The sequence below is a fragment of the Streptomyces sp. NPDC050546 genome (genome assembly GCF_044457425.1).
In the GTDB taxonomy this organism is placed as follows: Bacteria; Actinomycetota; Actinomycetes; order Streptomycetales; family Streptomycetaceae; genus Streptomyces.
This window is the reverse complement of record NZ_JBITGX010000028.1, coordinates 1-18,220: the sequence shown is the minus strand read 5'-3', so window position 1 is coordinate 18,220 and position 18,220 is coordinate 1. Positions and strand designations below refer to the sequence as shown.

Sequence of the window (18,220 nt, the reverse complement as noted above, 5' to 3'; positions counted from 1 at the left end):
CCGCCACGCCGGGCTGCGAAACCCCCCGCCCCCAGCACCAACGCCGGGCACCCGACAACCATCCGTGCCCCGCGTCACAGCCCGCCGTCACAGCCCGCCGTCACAGCCCGCTCAACGCCCTCCGCGCCACCTCCCGACCGATCGGCAGCGACGCCGTAGCCGCAGGTGAGGGTGCATTCAGCACATGCACCGTACGAGCGCCCTCACGGATCAGGAAGTCGTCCACCAGCGTGCCGTCCCGCAGGACGGCCTGGGCCCGCACCCCCGCCGCCGTCGGCACCAGGTCGCCCTCGGTCACCCCCGGCAGCAGTCTGCCCACCGCGTCCGTGAACGCCGCCTTGGACAGCGACCGCCGCAGCTCACCCGCCCCGTACCGCCAGTGCCGGCGCGCGATGCGCCAGGATCCCGGCCAGGCCAGGGTCGACCCCAGCTCGCCCCAGCGGACCGTGCCCCATCCGTACCCTTCGCGGGCCAGCGCCGGCACCGCGTTGGGCCCGACATGGACACCGCCGTCGATGCCGCGGGTGAGATGCACCCCGAGGAACGGGAACGCCGGGTCGGGGACGGGGTAGACCAGGCCCCGTACGAGCTCCGGCCGGGCGAGTTCGTAGTACTCGCCACGGAACGGCACGATCTGGACGTCCGGGTCGTCCCCGGTCAGCCGGGCGATCTCGTCGCTGTACAGGCCCGCGCAGTTCACCAGGACCCGGCCGCGCACCACGTCCCCGGCCGACGTGAGCGCGGCGACGCCCAGCTCGGGGCGGCGGTCGATACGGACAACCCGCGTGCCGTAGCGGATCTCCGCGCCCGAGCCGTGGGCCAGCTGGCGGGCGACCGCGACGAAGTCGCAGATGCCGGTCGTACCGACGTGTATGGCGGCGAGGCCCCGCACCTCCGGCTCGTACTCCATGATCTGGGACGCGCACAGCTCCCGCACCGGGATCCCGTTCTCCCGGCCGCGCTGCACGAGAGCGTGCAGACGGGGCAGCTCGGAGCGGTCGGTCGCGACGATCAGCTTGCCGGTGACGGAGTGCGGGATGCCGTACTCGGCGCAGAACTTGACCATCTCGGCGGCGCCCCGCACCGCGTAGCGCGCCTTGAGGGAGCCGGGGCGGTAGTAGACGCCGCTGTGGATGACTCCGCTGTTGCGGCCGGTCTGATGCCGGGCAGGGCCCGGTTCCTTCTCCAGCACCGTGACACGTGTGCCCGGTGCGGCGCGTGTGATCGCGTACGCCGTCGACAGACCGACGATCCCGCCGCCGATCACCAGCACGTCACAGTCGTAGGCGAACCGCACGAGCACCACCTCCCACCTCGATAGTGCACTGCGCCACTGACATCGCCTTCAAACGTGGCGATGGCAGCACGCCTCCAGGGGCGCGGGGAACTGCGCGAACGGCCACGACGAGATCCGCAGCTCCAAGATCACAGAAACCCGGCGGACGCTCACGCGGGAGCCACCAGCAGCGGCCGGGCACGCTCACGGAGCTCCACCACCCGCGGCTCGTCCCCGTACGGCTCCAGCCGGTGCAGAAGATCCTTCACGTACTCCGTGGTCCGGGCGGACGAGATACGCCCGGCGACCTCCACCGCCCGCACCCCCTGCTCGCACGCCGCGTCCAGGTTTCCCGACTCCAGTTCGGCCACCGCCGAGACGACGAGGCGCAGACCGTGCGAGCGGACGAACTCCTCCGTCGGTTTCGAGAGCGCCTGCTCGGTGAAGCGGCGGACCTGGCGGGGCGCCTTGAGATCGCGGTAGCACTCGGCCGCGTCGGCGGCGAAACGGTCGTAGGAGTAGAAGCCGAGCCAGCTCGGGTCGTTGTCGCCGGGACGCGCGCGCTCCAGCCAGCTCTCGGCCGCCTTCAGGGCGCCGCCGGCCGCCGGGGCGTCACTCGCGCGGGCGTGCGCGCGTGCCTCGACGAGACGGAAGAAGCTCATGGTGCGGGCCGTCGCCAGTCCGCGGTTGCGTTCCAGGGCGGCCTGGGCGAGGTCCACGCCCTCGTCACCGAAGCCGCGGTAGGTGGCCTGGAGGGACATCGAGGCCAGGACGTAGCCCCCGAGGGGGACGTCCGCCGCCGCCCGGGCCAGGCGCAGCGCCTGGATGTAGTAGCGCTGGGCCGCTTCCTGCTGGCCCGTGTCGAAGGCCATCCAGCCCGCGAGCCGGGTGAGTTCGGCGGAGGCGCCGAAGAGGGCCCGGCCGACCTCGTCGGAGTAGGAGCCGAGCAGCAGCGGAGCGGCCTCCACCCTTAAGCACTCGGGGACCATCGACGAACGCCAGTCGCCGCCGCCGTACTTGGAGTCCCAGCGCCGCGCGTCCTCGGCGGCCTCCCGCAGCTTCTGCACATCGCTGTGGCCGACTTTGAGCGGTGCGCCGGAGCCCTCGCCGGGGCCCACGTCACGCGCGACCGAACTGTCGGCCGGGGTTATCAGCCATCGTGAGGCGGGAGTCGCGTACGCGCTCACCGCGAACGATCCGGCCAGGGACTGCCAGATGCCGCCGGTCCCGGCCCGGCGGCCGGCGAGGTCGAGGCGGTACAGCTCCGTCGCGGACGTCACCGCCTGGCCGACGTCCCTCGGGAAGGCGAGGCCGACTTCGGGCGCGGGGTCCGCGTCCGCCAGGCCGATCTCGTGGAGCGGCACCGGGCGGCCGAGCTTCTGGCCGATGGCGGCGGCGATGAGGTGCGGCGCCGCACCCTGCGGCACCATGCCCTTCGACACCCAGCGCGCCACCGACGTCTTGTCGTAGCGAAGCGTCAGACCGCGCTGGGCGCCGAGGTCGTTGACCCGCCGCGCGAGGCCCGCGTTGCTGATTCCCGCGAGGGCGAGAACGGCGCCGAGTTTCTCGTTCGGCCCGCGTTGCTCCCTGGACATGAGCCACCCCTCGACACAGACGGCTGCCGGCACTGGCATAACCACGCGGCATTCGTAAACCCAGCGTAGTTCGCCGCATCCCAAGCGTTAAGGGGCATTGTTCCGGTTGGCGGGATTGTGGTCCGTACTGAAGTGCGGTTCAGATACGGGCTGTTGCGACGTGCTCCCACTGTGTGGCCGTGCGCCTGCCCGTGCGCTCTTCTCCAGCCATCGCGGGAGCGGTTCCATGGTCATTGCGTGGGTCGGCCCGCTGTACTGGATCCAGTGGGCTGGGGGACACCGCCGCCTACATCCCCGCGGGCGGCGGAACGGTCCGGGAGGCGTGCTCCGTCTCCCGGACTGCGCGATCGGGCGGTGCTGTGCCAAGCCTGTACGGAGCGTGTTCGACGCTGTCCGCGTATCGGCGATTTGGCCGAAAATCGATCCCGTCGGTCATGGGGTATCAGGGCTCCGACCACGGTACTTGAGGGCGCATAAGGCGTAGTCAGGGCGCGTATCGGGGGCGCATTCGCGCCGCAGTCGTGTCGGAGACGTGTCGCTGACGTGCCTTGCGTCGTGGCCGCCTTTTCTGCGTTGGGGGCGTCCGGGGCGGTGCGGGTGTCGCCGCCGGGGCGCATTCAACGGAGCGCAAGCGGCGTCAGGACCCTCTGGAGTGCTTCCTTCATGGCAGCATGGTGAACCGGTTCGTACGGTGCACTGGTTGTCCACAGCCTGTGGAGGCGGCGATGCGGTGGTTGGTGGGATGGAGCAGCACCGCCGCGGGAGCACTCGCTGCCGGTTCGGCGGGGGCGACGGGGCAGGACGGCGAGACCGTGCACCCGGTGGGTTCCCAACTCCTGTGGGGCGACCCCGATCCGCTGTGGGCGGTCGGCGACTGGCGCCCCGACGAGGTGCGGGTCGTGAAGGCCGACGACCGGACCCGGATCGCCGTCCTCGGCATCTGCGGTGCCACCGACGAGCAGCTGCGCGTCGCGCTGTTCGCCGCGCGCGGCGGGGCACTTCGGCATCTGACCGCCTGGCCGGGCAGCTACACCGCGATCGTGCAGGTCGGCAGGAGGCTCACCGTCTGCGGCGATCTCGCGGGCGCGCGGCCGGTGTTCCACACGCCCTGGGCCGGCGGTACGGCGTACGCGACGGCCGCGCTGCCGCTGGCCGACCTCATCGAGGCCAACCTCGACTTCGGGCACCTCGCCGCGCTGCTGGCCGCCCCTGACGTGCCCGCCGCGCTGCACGACTCCACGCCGTACGACGGCGTGAAGCGCATTCCGCCGGGGCATGCGCTGATCCTGCGCGCCGGTGCGCGGGAGATCGCCGGGTATGAGCCCGTCGCCTCGCTGGCGGTCGCGGCGCCTCCGGCCGACCCCGACAGCGCGGTCGACGCCGTGCGCGACGCGCTCGTGGAGGCCGTACGGACCCGGCTGTCCGCGCCGCGCCACGTCCCCGGGGCGGACATAGACCCAGGCCCCGTGCCCGGCATGGGACCCGCCGAGCGGCGGGCCGCGCGCGGGATGCCCGTCCCGGGCATCGGGGCGGACCTGTCCGGCGGGCCGGCCTCGGGGACGCTGGCGCTGCTGGCCTCGGGGCTGCCCGGGATGCCGGGCACGGTGCTGGGACACGGCACGGGCGCGGGCGAGCGGCTGCTGGCGGTCACGTTCAACGACCTCGCCGTGGCGGGGCAGGAGGCCGAGCTGGAGCGGGCGGGCGCGCTGGCGGCGAACCCGCGGCTGCACCACGTGGTCGTGGCGGGCGGCGAGGAGACCCTTCCGTACGCCGACCTGGACGGCCCGCTGACCGACGAACCCGGGCCGTGCCTGGTGTCGGCGGCCAGGCACCGGGCACGGCTGGCGGCCGGCAGCGCGGACCACTTCACGGGCTACGGGGCCCGTCAGGTCCTGGACGCCCATCCGGCCCGGCTGGCCGACCTGCTGATGGACCGCCGGCGGCGTCATCTCGTGCGGCCGGTCGCCGCGCTGGCCAAGGCGGACGGGTCGGTGCTGGTCCCCGCGCGCGTGTACGCGGCGGCGCGACGGCTGTCCCGTACGCCGTACCGGTCGGGTGTCGAGTCCCTGGCCGAGCGGCTGCTCGACCACCGGCCGGAGGACGGCTTCGACGCGCCCGGTGGCGCCGTGGAGGCCTCGCTCGCCGCGCTGACCTGGGGCAGACCCGGGCCGGCCGCGCGCTGGCTGACCGGTGAGGCACTCGCTGAAGTATCGGTTCGCCTTCAGGCGTCCACGCACCGGTCGGAGCTGGTGGGGCCGGGGCAGCGGCCGGGCGACTTCCGCGCGCGTGCGGCGCTGGCGCGGCACGCGGCGGACCTGCGGGTGCTGGAGCAGGCCGCGGAGATCCGCTTCCAGCGGCTGCACGCGCCCTTCCTCGACAACCAGGTCGTGCGCGCGGCCCGCGCGCTGCCCGAGGCATTGCGCGTACGCCCCGGGGCACGTGCGGCGATCCTGCGTACGGTGCTGGAGGGCGCCGGGGTACGGGAGTTGCCGCCCGGCTGGGGCGTCCCCACCCAGGCGACCGAGGCGGCCGCCGCCCGAACGGGCCTCAGGGTGGCGGCCGACACCCTGGTGACACTCTTCGACACGCCCCTCCTCGCGGAAGCGGGCCTGGTCGAGGCCCGCGTGGTCCGCAAGGCCCTGCGCTCCGCGGCGGCCGGCGAACCCCTTCCCCTGGACGGCCTCGCCGACCTGGTCTCCCTGGAACTCTGGCTCCGCCGCCTCCTGGCCCGCCGCGGCACCTGCTGGACAGGCACCCCGGCCCGCCAACGAGCGGTACCAGCAGGAATCGCCCCACAACGGGGAGCCCTGGGCGCAGGAGCCGGCGGCCGACGCCCGTAGCCGACCCACGACCACACACACCTAGCTGCGGGCATGCGTGCCGCCAGGGGCGGCACGGGTGGGCGCAGCGGCACCCCGCTCCGCCGGGCTGCGCCCCCCCCGCCGCCCTCAGCACCGACGCCGCGCACCTACGCGCGCCGGGTTGCGAAACCCCCCCGCCCCCAGCACCAACACCGCGCACCTACTCGCGCCGGGCTGCGAAACTCCCCCTCAGCAGCCCGGCACCTGAAAACGCACGGCAGCAACACCCCACCCCCCGAAACCCCGCGGCCCCAAACCGCCACCCCGGCGACAATGACCCCGTGCGGTACAGAATCCTGGGCACCACCACGGCAGAGGACGACCACGGCACAGCCATACCCCTCCGCGGCCCCCGCCTCCGCGCCCTCCTCACCGCCCTCGCTCTACGCCCCTCCCACACCACCACACCCCAGACCCTCATCGACGAGGTATGGCCGGACGACCCACCCCAGGACGCCCCCGCCGCCCTCCAGGCCCTCATCGGCCGCCTCCGCCGCGCACTCGGCAAGAACGCCGTGACGACCTCGGAATCCGGCGGCTACCGCCTCACCGCCACACAGGACGACATCGACCTCTTCGTCTTCGAACGGCTCGTGCAGCACGGCACCGACGCCCTCGCCGCCGACACCCCCGCCCTCGCGGAACGGCATCTCGACGACGCCCTCGCCCTCTGGCGCGGCCCCGCCCTCGCCGACCTTCCCGACCGCTCCGCGGCCACTCGCCCGGAGGCCACACGCCTGGAGGCGGCCCGGGCCCGTGCCGAGGCCCGCCTACGGCTCGGCCGCGCGCCGGACGTCGTACCGGAACTTCGGGAACTGACCGCCGTACACCCGTACGACGAGCCCCTGCACGCGCTTCTCATCCGCGCCCTGCGCGACTCCGGCCGGCAAGCCGACGCCCTCGCCGCGTACGAGACCGCCCGCCGAGCCCTCGCCGAGGGCCTAGGAACCGACCCGGGCCCGCGGTTGCGCGCCCTGCACGCCGAACTGCTCGGCGCGGCAGCCCAGAACCGGAAACCCCCGACCGCACGGGCCGAGCGCACCGGCAACATCCGCCCCCGTCTGACCTCTTTCGTCGGCCGGGAACCCGAGATCAGCGCCATCCGTTCCGATGTGCACAGGGCCCGGCTCGTCACCCTCACCGGACCGGGCGGCTCCGGCAAGACCCGTCTCGCCGAGGAGGCCGCCGCCGGGCTTCCGCAGGCCTGGCTGGCCGAGCTCGCCCCGCTCGACCGGCCGGAGGCGGTGCCCGGAGCGGTGGTCAGCGCGCTCGGTCTGCGCGAGACCGTGCTGATGACCAGCGAGCTGACGGCCGTGCCGGACGACCCGGTCGCCCTGCTCGTGGAGTACTGCGCCCCGCGCAGCCACGTACTGATCCTTGACAACTGCGAGCATGTCATCGGCGCCGCCGCCCACCTCGCCGAAACCCTGCTGACCCGCTGCCCCGGACTCACGATCCTCGTCACCAGCCGTGAACCCCTGGGCGTGCCGGGCGAGTTGGTGCGTCCGGTCGAGCCCCTGCGCCCGGACCAGGCCCGTCGGCTGTTCGCGGAGCGTGCCGCCGCGGTCCGTCCCGACACGGACGCCGCGCTGCGTGACGAGCGGGCGGTGGCGGAGATCTGCCGGCGGCTGGACGGTCTGCCGCTCGCCATCGAGCTGGCGGCGGCCCGGCTCCGGCTGCTCACACCCCGGCAGATCGCCGACCGGCTCGACGACCGCTTCCGCCTCCTCACCTCCGGGAGCCGTACGGTCCTGCCCCGCCAGCAGACCCTGCGTGCCGTCGTCGACTGGTCGTGGGACCTGCTCGACGAGGCCGAGCGGACGATGCTGTGCGAGGTGTCCGTGTTCGCGGGCGGCTGGGACCTCGCGGCGGCCGAGGCGGTGTGCACCGGTCCGGCCGCCGAACTGACCGGGGCGCTCGTCGACAAGTCCCTCGTCGTGGCCGCCCCCGGCGAGGGCGAGGACTCCACCGGCATGCGGTACCGCATGCTGGAGACCATCCACGAGTACGCGGTCGAGCGAGCCGCCGAGGTGCCGCGGCTGCGGACAGCGGCCGAGCGCAGGCACCACGCGTGGGTGCGCGCGCTCGTCGAGCGGGCCGACCCCCTGCTGCGCTCCACCGGGCAACTGCCCTGGATCTCCCGCCTGGAGACCGAGCTGGACAACATCCGCGCGGCCCTCGAGCGGACCCTCACCGCCGGGGACGAGGCGGAGGCCGGTGCCCTCGCCCTGGCCATGGGCTGGTTCTGGTGGCTGCGCACCTACCGGCACGAGGGCATGGAGTGGCTCGACCGCACCCTGCGCCTGGGAGCGGCGAGGGATGCCGCGGGGCGTGTGCCGTCCGGCGGCGCGCCGGATGTGCCCGACCCCGTCGACCAATTCCTCACCGCTCCCCAAGGGGAAGCGGAGCATCCGCTGCACGCCCTGCGGATGCAACTGCGCATGCTGCATCTGTTCTTCATGGCCGAGGACACGCCCATGAACGCGTTCGTGGGTGAGCGGCGCCAGTATGTGACGCGGGTGTGGGCCTACTTCGAGGCCGGCGGACCACAGGCGGCCCGGATCCCGGGGCTCGTCTGGCCGATGATCGCCTCCTTCGTGGGGGAGTTGGAGGACGTCCGCGCCGCCATGGACTCCGCCGTCGCCAACTGCCGTGCCCACGGCGGCGACTGGGAGACCGCCGTCGCCCTGATGTTCCGCACGCACATGGTGGTCGACGCCCCCGGCGACCTGGACGGCGTCGACGACGACCTCGCGGAACTGCGCACCCTCAGCCGCCGCGCCGGAGACCGCTGGCTGCGGGCCCAGGTGTGCAGCGCGGCCGGCGAGGCCGCCATGGCGCGCGGCCGCTTCGAGGAGGCCAAGGGGGAGTACGAGGAAGCTCTGCGGCTCGCCTACGAGGTGGGCGCGTACGCCGAGTCACCGTTCCTCATCGCCCGGCTCGCCGAGATCGCCTACCGCGCGGGAGACCGCCCGGCCGCGCTGGCGGCGCTGGACGAGGCGAGCGCGGCCGCCGACCGGTACGTCGTGGCGGACTCCAAGGTGTTCGTCCTGCTGCTGCGGGCCCAGATGGCGTTCGAGGAGGGACACATCGCTCGGGCGCGCGAGCTGTGCGAGGCAGCGCGCGGGGAGGCCCAGCGGGGCACTCCGCCGCCCCAGTTCATGGTGATGCTGGATCTGATCGACGCCGTGATCACGGCGAGCGAGACCGCCCCGGGGCCCGCCCTGGCCAAACTGGCCGGAGCCCTGCGCGATGCCGTGGAACGGCGGTGCTCCGACATGATCCGGGCGACGGTCGTGGACGCCGCTGCGGGACTGCTGGCCGACCTCGGCGACTTCCCGCGCGCGGCGCGACTGCTCGGCGCCGGCGACCACTGGCGGGCCGGCCGCCCCCGCCCCATGCCGGAACACACCCAGGCGGAACGGGCCGCGGCCACCGCTCGCGCCGCCCTGGGCAGCGGCCGCTGCGAGTCGGAGCGCGCCCGGGGCACGGCCCTCACCGCTGACGACGTCCTGCGCGAGCTGGACGAGGCACGGAGTTCGTACGCCGCCGAGCCGGGCTAGGCGCAGGTGAACTTCGACTCCGCCCAGTCCGCCAGGGCCACGCTGTCGAGGGCGCCCCGCGGTTCCACGACCAGCCGTACGGTGCTGCGGCCGGCGAGGTTCACATGGACGGGCACGGCCGGGTCCCCGCCCTCGACCAGCCCGGACCGCCACAGCCGTACCCCGTCGGCGTAGACGGAGAAGTACACCTTGCCGAGCCTCAGCGTCATGTCGTCCACACCGACGAGCGCGTCGTACGAGGAGCAGGACCGGTTGAGGTCGATGGTGACGGAGGAGCGGCCGTGCACGGTGACGCCGTGCGCGTACCGCTGGTCGCCGACCGACATGCCGTACCGCTTCCAGACCCAGCTGCTCGACCCGATCCGCATCTCGGGCTCGGTGCCGTCACCGCTGATGTCGTACGACAGTTCGCTCCACTGGTAGACGGCCGGGGCGGGCGGCGCCTCGGTCGGGGGCGGTGTGGGCGTGGGTGCCGGGGGCGGTGTCGGCCTCGGGGACGCGGGCGTCGGGGTGGGCTCCGGTGCGGGTGCCGGTGTCCCGGCCGAGGACCGGGTGGGACGCGGGCCCGTCCCCGGCGTGGCCGGCGTCGGCGCGGGCGTCTCGGCGCGCGCGGGCACGATCCCCGGTGGCCGCGGCCCGGGCTCCCCCTCCGAGGGGGAGGACGAGGGCGTGGGCTCGCCGGGCCGCACCACCGGCGACGTCGGGGAAGTCGGGGGAGGAGGAGAGGTCCGCGCTTCGTCCTTCGGCTTCTCGTTGCCGGCCAGGGCCATCACCACCGCGGCCACGACGCCCACGGCGACCACACCGGCCGCGATACCGGCCTTCAGGGGCGCGCCGATCCCCTCGGACGCCGCCGCACCGCCGCCGCTTCCCGCCCCACCGGACGAGCCTCCGCCCGCGCCCGCTGCCGCGCTGGACGAACCGGCGCCCGCTGCCGTGCTGGACGAACCGGCGCCCGCGCCCGCTGCCGCGCCGGACGAGCCTCCGCCCGCCGTCGCTGCCGCACCCGCGGCACCGGCCGCTCCCGCTCCTCCGGCGATGAGCCCGGTCACCTTGGCGTACCCGGCGGCGCCGAACCAGCCGATGACGGCGACCGGTACGACGGCGGGGATGCCACCGGCCACTTCCGCGATCTGGCTCGCGGCCAGCCGGCACTTCGCGCACTCGTCCAGGTGCTTGCGCAGCCCGCGCTCGGCACGGGTGCGCAGCCGGCCGCGGGCGTAGGTGCCGAGCTGGTCGGCGTAGCGCGCGCACTCCTCGTCGCCGGTGAGCGTGGCGCTGACGTGGGCCTGGAGGTAGGCCTGCTTGAGGCCCTCACGGGCCCGGCTGGCGAGCACCCGGGTGCCGTTGGCGTCCAGGCCGAAGAGCGTGGCGACCTCGCTGGGCGACTCGTCCTCGACCTCGGTGTGCCAGAGCACGGCCTGCCACCGCTCGGGCAGCGACCGGAAGGCCTGCATGGCCATGGACCGCTCGGCGTGGTGCATGGCCCGTACGTCCGCGCCCAGTTCGAGCGTGTCGCCGTCGGACACGTCGGGCCCGTGCGCGGACTGGGCGGCGAAGACCGCGAAGTCGTCGACGAGCTGCTCCCGCCGCGCCGACCTCGTCCAGGAGGCGGCGACGCGCCGCACGGAGGTGAGCAGATACGCCCGGACGGCGTGCTGAGGACCGGAGCCGCCGCGCACCGCCTGGAGCATGCGGGCGAAGACCTCGGCGGTCAGGTCGTCCGCGGTGTACGCGTCACTGCAGCAGGTCCGGGCGTACCGGCGCACGGCCTGCGCATGGCGCCGGTACAGCTCCTCGTACGCCGTGTCGTCGCCCGACCGCATCCACTCGATGAGCTCGGCGTCGGCCGGCGGGAGCTCACGGGGTGGCGGCAGGACGCTGTCCTCGTGCCGGTCGCGCTGGGCCGGGACCGAGCCGTCAGCCGGCTGCCCGCCCGGCGGGACGCTCGCGCGCCCGCCCTGGTTCGGCACCTGCGGCGGGAACGGGCCGCCGGCCGTGGCGTCACCGTTACCGCTCGACTCGTCCCGCCCGTCAACGCTCATCGCGGAAAGCCCCCGCCAGCCGCCCAACCCGTCCAGACCACCGGGTCAGAGTGCCACAGGGGCTCTTGATCAGGACCCCGGAGTTCGGACGATCACTCATCCGAGGGGATTTACCGCACGCCAGTACTAGCCATCACCCTTTCGGGGAAGGCTCCCCTCTTGCTCCGGGCCCCTGTTGCTCCGGGCCCGTGTTGCTCCGGGGCCCCGCTCACGGCCGCGAGCGCAGCCCCTCCAGCAGGATGTCCAGCAGCCGGGCCGAGGCGGCCGCCTGCTGAGCCGCGTCCGGCAGCGAGGGCGCGGCCGTCGCGATCACCAGCAGTACGTCCGACACCGACACGTCCGGCCGCAGCTCACCGGCCGCACGCGCCCGCTCCACGAGCTGACCCACGACCTCGAGCAGCGCCGCCGCCCCGGCGTCGTCCTCCGCGGCGACCACCGGTACCGCGGCCACCGCCACCGGCTCCTCCGGAACCAGCCGCAGCTCCGTCGTACCCGGCTGCGTCCGCTGCTGCGGCACCCGCGCCTGACCGGCACGGTCCTCCTCGACCGAGACCCGCAGCACCTGCGGCGGCAGCAGCCGCCCGGCGCCGGAGGCCACCGACGTACGCAGGAAGCGCGACAGAGCCGACCACGGCTCCTCCTCCTGCCCGAGCGCCGCACGTGCCTGGTCGGTCAGCCGGGAGGTCTCCTCCTCGGCTATCCGCCGCACCAGGACGTCCTTGCTCGGGAACCGCCGGTACACCGTGCCCACACCGACCCGCGCGCGCCGCGCCACGTCCTCCATCGGCGCGCCGTACCCCAGCTCGCCGAAGACCTCACGCGCCGCACGCAGCACGTGCTCCAGATTGCGCTGTGCGTCCACGCGCAGCGGTGTCGTGCGCGGGCCGTCCCCGCGTCCGCCGCCCACCGCCGCGCTCAACGTCGCGCCACCCGCCGTAAGAGCGGACGCGGACGACCAATGAGAATCCTGAACATGCATACGCATTCCCCCGGTAATGACGTCTCCCCCCGGAGACTCCCCGCCATTCGATGCCGGGACGGGGGAACAGGCCCGGGTCCGCGGGCCCGCCCGTCGCGGACCCGGTGAGCGCATCCCCCTACACCCCGTCGACACACGAACATAGTTGAGAGGGAGTCAATTCAGAAGGGGCAGGTTCCGCACGGAGCGCCCACCGATCGGAGTACGGGCCGTATACGTCCTGAATGTGCCCCTGCGCGCCCCCCACGCCACCCCACCTGACCTGCGCGTTTCTATAACAGCTCGATAATCCGGCCAACTCCGCGCGCTCTTCCGCTCCGGTCACACAATTGGTCGAGGCTGTGGACAAACGCAAGCGACGGGTGCGTCATGGGATGGTGAAGGAACGTGCGCGCATTCTCGTTGTCGGTGGTGGCTACGTCGGGATGTACACGGCCCTGCGCCTGCAGCGCAGACTGAAACGGGAACTGGACCGGGGCGAGGTGGAGATCACGGTCGTCACACCCGACCCGTACATGACGTACCAGCCCTTCCTCCCCGAGGCCGCCGCCGGCGCCATCTCCCCCCGTCACGTCGTCGTACCGCTGCGCCGCGTCCTCGACCGGTGCCACGTCGTCATCGGCGAGGCGACCGCCGTCGACCACGCGAAACGCACCGCCACCATCAGCACCCTCGCCACCCCTGAGGAGGGCACGGGCGGAGAACGGCTGACCTACGACCAGCTCGTCCTCGCCCCCGGCTCCGTCTCGCGCACCCTGCCGGTCCCCGGCCTCGCCGACCACGGCATCGGCTTCAAGACCGTCGAGGAGGCCATCGGCCTGCGCAACCACGTCATCGAGCAGATGGACATCGCCTCCTCCACCCGCGACCCCGCGATCCGCGACGCGGCCCTCACCTTCGTCTTCGTCGGCGGCGGCTTCGCCGGTGTGGAGGCACTCGGCGAACTGGAGGACATGGCCCGCTACGCCGCGCGCTACTACCACAACATCCGGCCCGAGGACATGAAGTGGATCCTCGTCGAGGCCTCGGACCGCATCCTGCCCGAGGTCGGCGAGGAGATGGGCCGCTACACCGTCACCGAACTGCGCCGCCGCAACATCGACGTACGCCTGCGGACCCGTCTGGACTCCTGCGCGGACCGGGTGGCGGCCCTCAGCGACGGCGCCCGCTTCCCCACCCGCACGGTCGTCTGGACCGCCGGTGTGAAACCCCACCCCGTCCTCGCCGCCACCGACCTGCCCCGCAACGGCCGCGGCCGGCTCAAGTGCACCCCGGAACTGACGATCGAGGGCACCACGCACGCGTGGGCCGCGGGAGACGCCGCGGCCGTCCCCGACGTCACCGCGGAAAAACCGGGCGGCGAGTGCGCCCCGAACGCCCAGCACGCCGTCCGCCAGGCCCGGGTCCTCGGCGACAACATCGTGCACGCCCTGCGCGGCGAACCCCTCACCACCTACACCCACAAGTACGTCGGCTCGGTCGCCTCCCTGGGCCTGCACAAGGGCGTCGCCCACGTCTACGGACGCAAGCTCAAGGGCTACCCCGCCTGGTTCATGCACCGCGCCTACCACCTCAGCCGCGTGCCCACCTTCAACCGCAAGGCGCGCGTGCTCGCCGAATGGTCCCTGGCCGGACTGTTCAAACGGGAGATCGTCTCGCTGGGTTCACTCGAACACCCCCGGGCGGAGTTCGAACTCGCGGCCGGTGGAAAGCCTTCTCAAGACCCCCCGCACAACCCGAAGGGGTCGTCCTGACCGGACCCAGGAACTCCACCGGCCGGCCCGGCGTCTGACGGATGCCGGTCCGGTCCACGCACTGCCAGACTGGTCCACCACCGCGGGCGTGCCACCGCTCGCCCCGGTGCGGGCCCCCGGGGCCCCGGCCGGTTCCGGTGCCGGCCGCCGACGACTACACGAGGCAAGGATTCGTGAACTTCACGCGCTGGAGCGCCCGGCTCCCCGGAACGCAGCGCCGCGCCGCAGCGCGGACCGAGCAGACGGCCTCCCCGGACCGGCGGGGGGACGGCTCCGTACCCGCCGCCCGCGCCGAACAGCTGACCGACGAGACACCGTCCGTACCCGCCGTCGACGAGCTGCGGGTGCGCGAGGTCCTCGACCGCGTCCCCTCCCTCGTCGCCCTCGTCCACGGCCCCGACCACCGCATCGCCTACGTCAACGACGCCTACACGACCGCCTTCGGCGTACGCCCCCTGGGCGAACGCGCCCGCGAGGTCCTCCCGGAGCTGGACGCCCTCGGCCTGTTCCCCCTCCTTGACCAGGTCCAGCGCAGCGGCAAGCCCCGCACGGTGAAGTCCCGCAAGGCCCCCGACGGCCGCTCCTACACCTTCACCTGCACCCCGGTCGCCCAGGGCGACGGAGAGGGCGGCAGCGAGGGCCGCGGTGTCCTGGTCTTCGCCACCGACGTCACCGACCACGCCGAAGCCGCCGAACGCCTGCGCGCCAGCGAACGCCGCCAGCGCGAAACAGCGGTGACCCTGCAGAGATCCCTGCTCCCCCAGGAACTCGAAGAACCGGACGACCTGCGCGTCGCCGCCACCTACCACCCCGGCGGCACGGAGGCCGCGGTCGGCGGCGACTGGTACGACGTGATCACCCTCGGCGGCGGCCGCACGGCCCTCGTCATCGGCGACGTCATGGGCCGCGGCGTCCGGGCGGCGGCGGTGATGGGCCAGCTCCGCACGGCGGTCCGCGCCTACGCCCGCCTCGACCTGCCCCCGCACGAGGTCCTGCAACTCCTCGACGGCCTGGCAGCCGAGATCGACGCCAACCAGATCGCCACCTGCGCGTACGCGGTCCACGACCCGAACGAGGGCAAGCTGGTCTACGCCTCGGCCGGCCACCTCCCCATCCTGGTCCGCGACGAGAACGGCACGGTCCTGCGCGCCGAGGAACCCACCGGCCCCCCGCTCGGCACCGGCGGCTGGATGCACTCCTCCGGCTCGATCCCCCTCAGCCCCGGCTCCACGGCCGTCCTCTACACGGACGGCCTGGTGGAGCGCCGGGACGCCGACCTCGACGAGGGCATCGCCGCCCTGGAACGCGCCCTGGCCGGCGCCACCGGCACACCCCAGGTCGTCTGCGACCGCCTGGTCCGCTCGGCCGGAGTGACACCCGACCACGACGACGACGTGGCCGTCCTGGTCCTCCAGCACCCCGCCCGCACAGGCGCGGAGGGCGAGCTCTTCCGCAACGCCGCCCTGGAACTCCTCGGCGGTGTGGAAGCGGCCCCACGCGCGCGTGCCTTCGCCTCCGGCGTCCTCACCAGCTGGCGCTTCCCCGCCGACCTGCACGACCTGGGCGTCCTGGCCACCAGCGAACTGGTCGCCAACTCCCTCCAGCACGGCACCCCGCCGATGCGCCTGCGCCTGCGCCGCACCGACCGCCGCCTGATCATCGAGGTCACCGACGGCGACGACCACCTCCCCAGGCGCCGCCGCGCGGAACCGGGCGACGAGTCGGGCCGGGGCATCGCCATCGTCGCCACCATCGCGTCGAACTGGGGCTGCAGACGCACCCCGGACGGCGGCAAGGCGGTGTGGTGCGAATTCGCCCTGCCGCGCACCCGGACGACCTAACCGACGGGCCCCGGATCAGACGTCAGCGGAAACGGGCGCACCACCCCGCGCCACGACCCGGCTCTTCACGAGCCACGGCTGATCCTGCGCCTCGGTCAGCTGCCGCCCCAACCGCACCGCAAGGACGGTGATCCCGAGGGAGAACAACAGGAACGCCACGATGTACGGCGCGTGCAGCGAGGCCCCCAGCGGCCCGCCCACCGCCGGCCCGACGGCCAGCGCGAGCTGCTTCACCAGGGCGAACGCCGAGTTGTACTGCCCGGCCATCCCCTCCGGAGCGAGATCGGCGACCAGCGGGGCCACGGTCGGCGACAGCATCGCCTCGCCCAGCCCGAACAACGCGTACGTCGAGACGAACGCGGCCGTCGCCATCTCCTGGCTTCCGTGCCCGAGCCCCGCGTACCCCGCGACGGCCCATGCCACGGCCCAGATCAGCCCTACGGCCGCGATCACCCGCGACCGCCTCCGCCGCTCCACGAACCGCAGCACGGCGAACTGCGCCACGACGATCATCAGGGTGTTCGCCGCCAGCGCCGTCCCCAGCGCCGACGTCGATATCCCGGCGGCCTCGACCCCGTACGCGCTCAGCCCCGACTCGAACTGCCCGTAGCAGGCGAAGAACAACACGAAGCCCAGCACACACAGCTGCACCATGGCCCGATTGCCCAGCAGCTGCTTCCAGCTGCCCCGCCCCGACGCCACGGGCGCGCCCTCGATCCGCGGAGCGTGCGGCATCCGCACGGTCACCATCACCACGACCAGCAGTAGGAACATCGCCGCCTCGATCGCGAAGAGGAGGGTGAAGGAGGCGGCACTGGTCGTGTCGACCAGATGACCACCGATGAGCCCGCCGACACCGAGCCCGAGATTCTGCAGGAAGAACTGCATGGCGAACGCCCGCGACCGCGTCTCCGCCGACGAGCAGTCCACGATCATCGTCGCCAGCGCCGGCTGCATCACGGCCTGCCCCGCCCCCAGCAGGGCAGCCGACACCAGCACGGCCGCCGCACTGCTCGCGACCCCCAGACTCAAGGCACCTATGGCGGCGGTGATCAGGGCGGCGAGCAGCACCGGCAGCGGGCCACGCCGGACGATGGCCCGCCCGGCGAACGGCAGCACGACCAGCGCGGCCACAGCGAAGACGGCGAGCACGAGACCCGCCGTCATGGCCCCCAGTCCCCTTACCTGCGCCACATAGACGTACAGGTACGGGACCGTGAAGCCGAGCCCGAACGCGCTGAGTGCGTTACCCACGTGAATCCGGCGCATCGCTGCGCCCATCGCCCTGGTCACGTTCACCTCTTCCACAAGTTAGGAGTGAAGACTTCGAAACTAAACTTCGAAGCTAAAGAGTACATACCCAAGGACTTCAAGGCAAAGAACGGCCGTGCCATACTGCCGCCATGGGCGACACCCCCGGCCCCAGCGAGCCGACCCTCGAAGAGCAGATCGCCGCGTACCAGCGCGAGTTCCAGGACCTCGACCCCCAGGTGGAGCAGATCGTCTCGGCCCTCTCCCGCCTGAACCGCCGTATGAACGTCGCCTACGGCCGTCAGACCTCGACCCTCGGCATCAGCAACACGGAGTGGGAGGTCCTCAAGGCCCTTGTCCTCTCCGGCGCTCCCTACCGTCTGGGCCCCAGCGACCTCGCCAAGCGCCTCGGCCTCACCCCGGCCGCGATGACCCACCGCATCGACCGCATGGTCGGCGAAGGGCTGGTTACCCGAGAGCGAGACGAGTCCAACCGCGTACGAGTCATCGTGGAGCTGACATCCGAGGGGCGTGAGAAGTGGCTGGAGGCGATGCGCCTGGCGTCGGTCTTCGAGGAGGACCTGCTCCAGGATCTGTCCCCCGTCGAGCGGACCGCGCTCGGCGGCGTCCTCACCCGCCTGTTGCGCAGGGTGGAAGACGCCCAGCCGGACGCCGGCGGCCGCCTCTCAGATCTGGACTGACGTCCCCTCAAAAGATCTTGACAAGGGCCGCTTGACACCCCCCCTGCCCGATCCGTAAAGTTCTTCGGGTTGCCGCGGAGCCGTAACGGTTCTGCGACGCACATCCGCCGCTCAAGCGGCACCCAACCACTAGCAAGATCGCTCTCAGCGAGTTGATTTCGGCGTGCCCGAATTCAATTCGAATTGGGACTCGACGACCTGATCGACTCGACATCGACTCGATTTGGGAAACGGCGAGAGACCGCGCTAAGGTTGGACACGTCGGAACGGCCCAACAGCCGCAAAGACAACCCCCACTGACTGGGGATCAGGCCCGAAAGGATCTGATAGAGTCGGAACCGCCGGAAAGGGAAA

10 protein-coding genes are annotated in these 18,220 nt (G+C 73.0%); 5 read left to right on the top strand and 5 right to left on the bottom strand.

Going from position 1 to position 18,220, the window contains the following annotated elements:
- Positions 1–100: 100 nt before the first annotated feature.
- On the bottom strand, positions 101–1,306 hold the full coding sequence (lhgO, locus tag ACIBK5_RS41575; protein WP_399028362.1) for an L-2-hydroxyglutarate oxidase: 1,206 nt from the start codon (positions 1,304–1,306) through the stop codon (positions 101–103).
- A gap of 140 nt (positions 1,307–1,446) precedes the next feature.
- Positions 1,447–2,871, bottom strand: a complete 1,425-nt coding sequence (locus tag ACIBK5_RS41570) for an MFS transporter (protein WP_399028360.1) — start codon at positions 2,869–2,871, stop codon at positions 1,447–1,449.
- Between the two features lie 725 nt (positions 2,872–3,596).
- Here ACIBK5_RS41570 and ACIBK5_RS41565 point away from each other — a divergent pair.
- Complete coding sequence (locus ACIBK5_RS41565; RefSeq protein ID WP_399028358.1) at positions 3,597–5,711, top strand: asparagine synthase-related protein; 2,115 nt, start codon at positions 3,597–3,599, stop codon at positions 5,709–5,711.
- A 302-nt stretch (positions 5,712–6,013) separates the two neighbouring features.
- Positions 6,014–9,295, top strand: a complete 3,282-nt coding sequence (locus tag ACIBK5_RS41560) for a BTAD domain-containing putative transcriptional regulator (RefSeq protein ID WP_399028356.1) — start codon at positions 6,014–6,016, stop codon at positions 9,293–9,295.
- On the opposite strand, the gene ACIBK5_RS41555 is transcribed toward ACIBK5_RS41560, so the two are convergent.
- Both ACIBK5_RS41555 and ACIBK5_RS41550 read right to left on the bottom strand, forming a co-directional pair.
- Positions 9,292–11,340 carry a sigma-70 family RNA polymerase sigma factor gene (locus tag ACIBK5_RS41555; RefSeq protein WP_399028353.1) on the bottom strand — a complete coding sequence of 683 codons (2,049 nt, stop codon included), beginning with the start codon at positions 11,338–11,340 and terminating at the stop codon, positions 9,292–9,294. The two genes, ACIBK5_RS41560 and ACIBK5_RS41555, sit on opposite strands and share 4 nt — an antisense overlap.
- A gap of 208 nt (positions 11,341–11,548) precedes the next feature.
- Positions 11,549–12,319 carry a TetR/AcrR family transcriptional regulator gene (locus ACIBK5_RS41550; RefSeq protein WP_399028351.1) on the bottom strand — a complete coding sequence of 257 codons (771 nt, stop codon included), beginning with the start codon at positions 12,317–12,319 and terminating at the stop codon, positions 11,549–11,551.
- A gap of 374 nt (positions 12,320–12,693) precedes the next feature.
- On the opposite strand from ACIBK5_RS41550, the gene ACIBK5_RS41545 reads away from it, so the two are divergent.
- Together ACIBK5_RS41545 and ACIBK5_RS41540 are read left to right on the top strand one after the other, a co-directional pair.
- Complete coding sequence (locus ACIBK5_RS41545) at positions 12,694–14,073, top strand: NAD(P)/FAD-dependent oxidoreductase (RefSeq protein WP_399028349.1); 1,380 nt, start codon at positions 12,694–12,696, stop codon at positions 14,071–14,073.
- Positions 14,074–14,246: 173 nt separating this feature from the next.
- Positions 14,247–15,914 carry a SpoIIE family protein phosphatase gene (locus tag ACIBK5_RS41540; RefSeq protein WP_399028347.1) on the top strand — a complete coding sequence of 556 codons (1,668 nt, stop codon included), beginning with the start codon at positions 14,247–14,249 and terminating at the stop codon, positions 15,912–15,914.
- Positions 15,915–15,929: 15 nt separating this feature from the next.
- Here the strand turns inward: ACIBK5_RS41540 and ACIBK5_RS41535 are convergent, their stop codons facing one another.
- Positions 15,930–17,195: an MFS transporter gene (locus ACIBK5_RS41535; protein ID WP_399028503.1), complete on the bottom strand. Its 1,266-nt coding sequence runs from the start codon at positions 17,193–17,195 to the stop codon at positions 15,930–15,932.
- A gap of 122 nt (positions 17,196–17,317) precedes the next feature.
- On the opposite strand from ACIBK5_RS41535, the gene ACIBK5_RS41530 reads away from it, so the two are divergent.
- On the top strand, positions 17,318–17,866 hold the full coding sequence (locus tag ACIBK5_RS41530) for a MarR family winged helix-turn-helix transcriptional regulator (RefSeq protein WP_399028345.1): 549 nt from the start codon (positions 17,318–17,320) through the stop codon (positions 17,864–17,866).
- Positions 17,867–18,220 lie beyond the last annotated feature (354 nt).

Bases quoted from the DNA above. Each gene is read 5' to 3' on its own strand.
- ACIBK5_RS41545 (WP_399028349.1), top strand. From the start codon at position 12,694: ATGGTGAAGGAACGTGCGCGCATTCTCGTTGTCGGTGGTGGCTACGTC.
- ACIBK5_RS41555 (WP_399028353.1), bottom strand. From the start codon at position 11,340: ATGAGCGTTGACGGGCGGGACGAGTCGAGCGGTAACGGTGACGCCACG.
- ACIBK5_RS41565 (WP_399028358.1), top strand. From the start codon at position 3,597: ATGCGGTGGTTGGTGGGATGGAGCAGCACCGCCGCGGGAGCACTCGCT.
- ACIBK5_RS41570 (WP_399028360.1), bottom strand. From the start codon at position 2,871: ATGTCCAGGGAGCAACGCGGGCCGAACGAGAAACTCGGCGCCGTTCTC.
- ACIBK5_RS41535 (WP_399028503.1), bottom strand. From the start codon at position 17,195: ATGGGCGCAGCGATGCGCCGGATTCACGTGGGTAACGCACTCAGCGCG.
- ACIBK5_RS41550 (WP_399028351.1), bottom strand. From the start codon at position 12,319: ATGCATGTTCAGGATTCTCATTGGTCGTCCGCGTCCGCTCTTACGGCG.
- ACIBK5_RS41530 (WP_399028345.1), top strand. From the start codon at position 17,318: ATGGGCGACACCCCCGGCCCCAGCGAGCCGACCCTCGAAGAGCAGATC.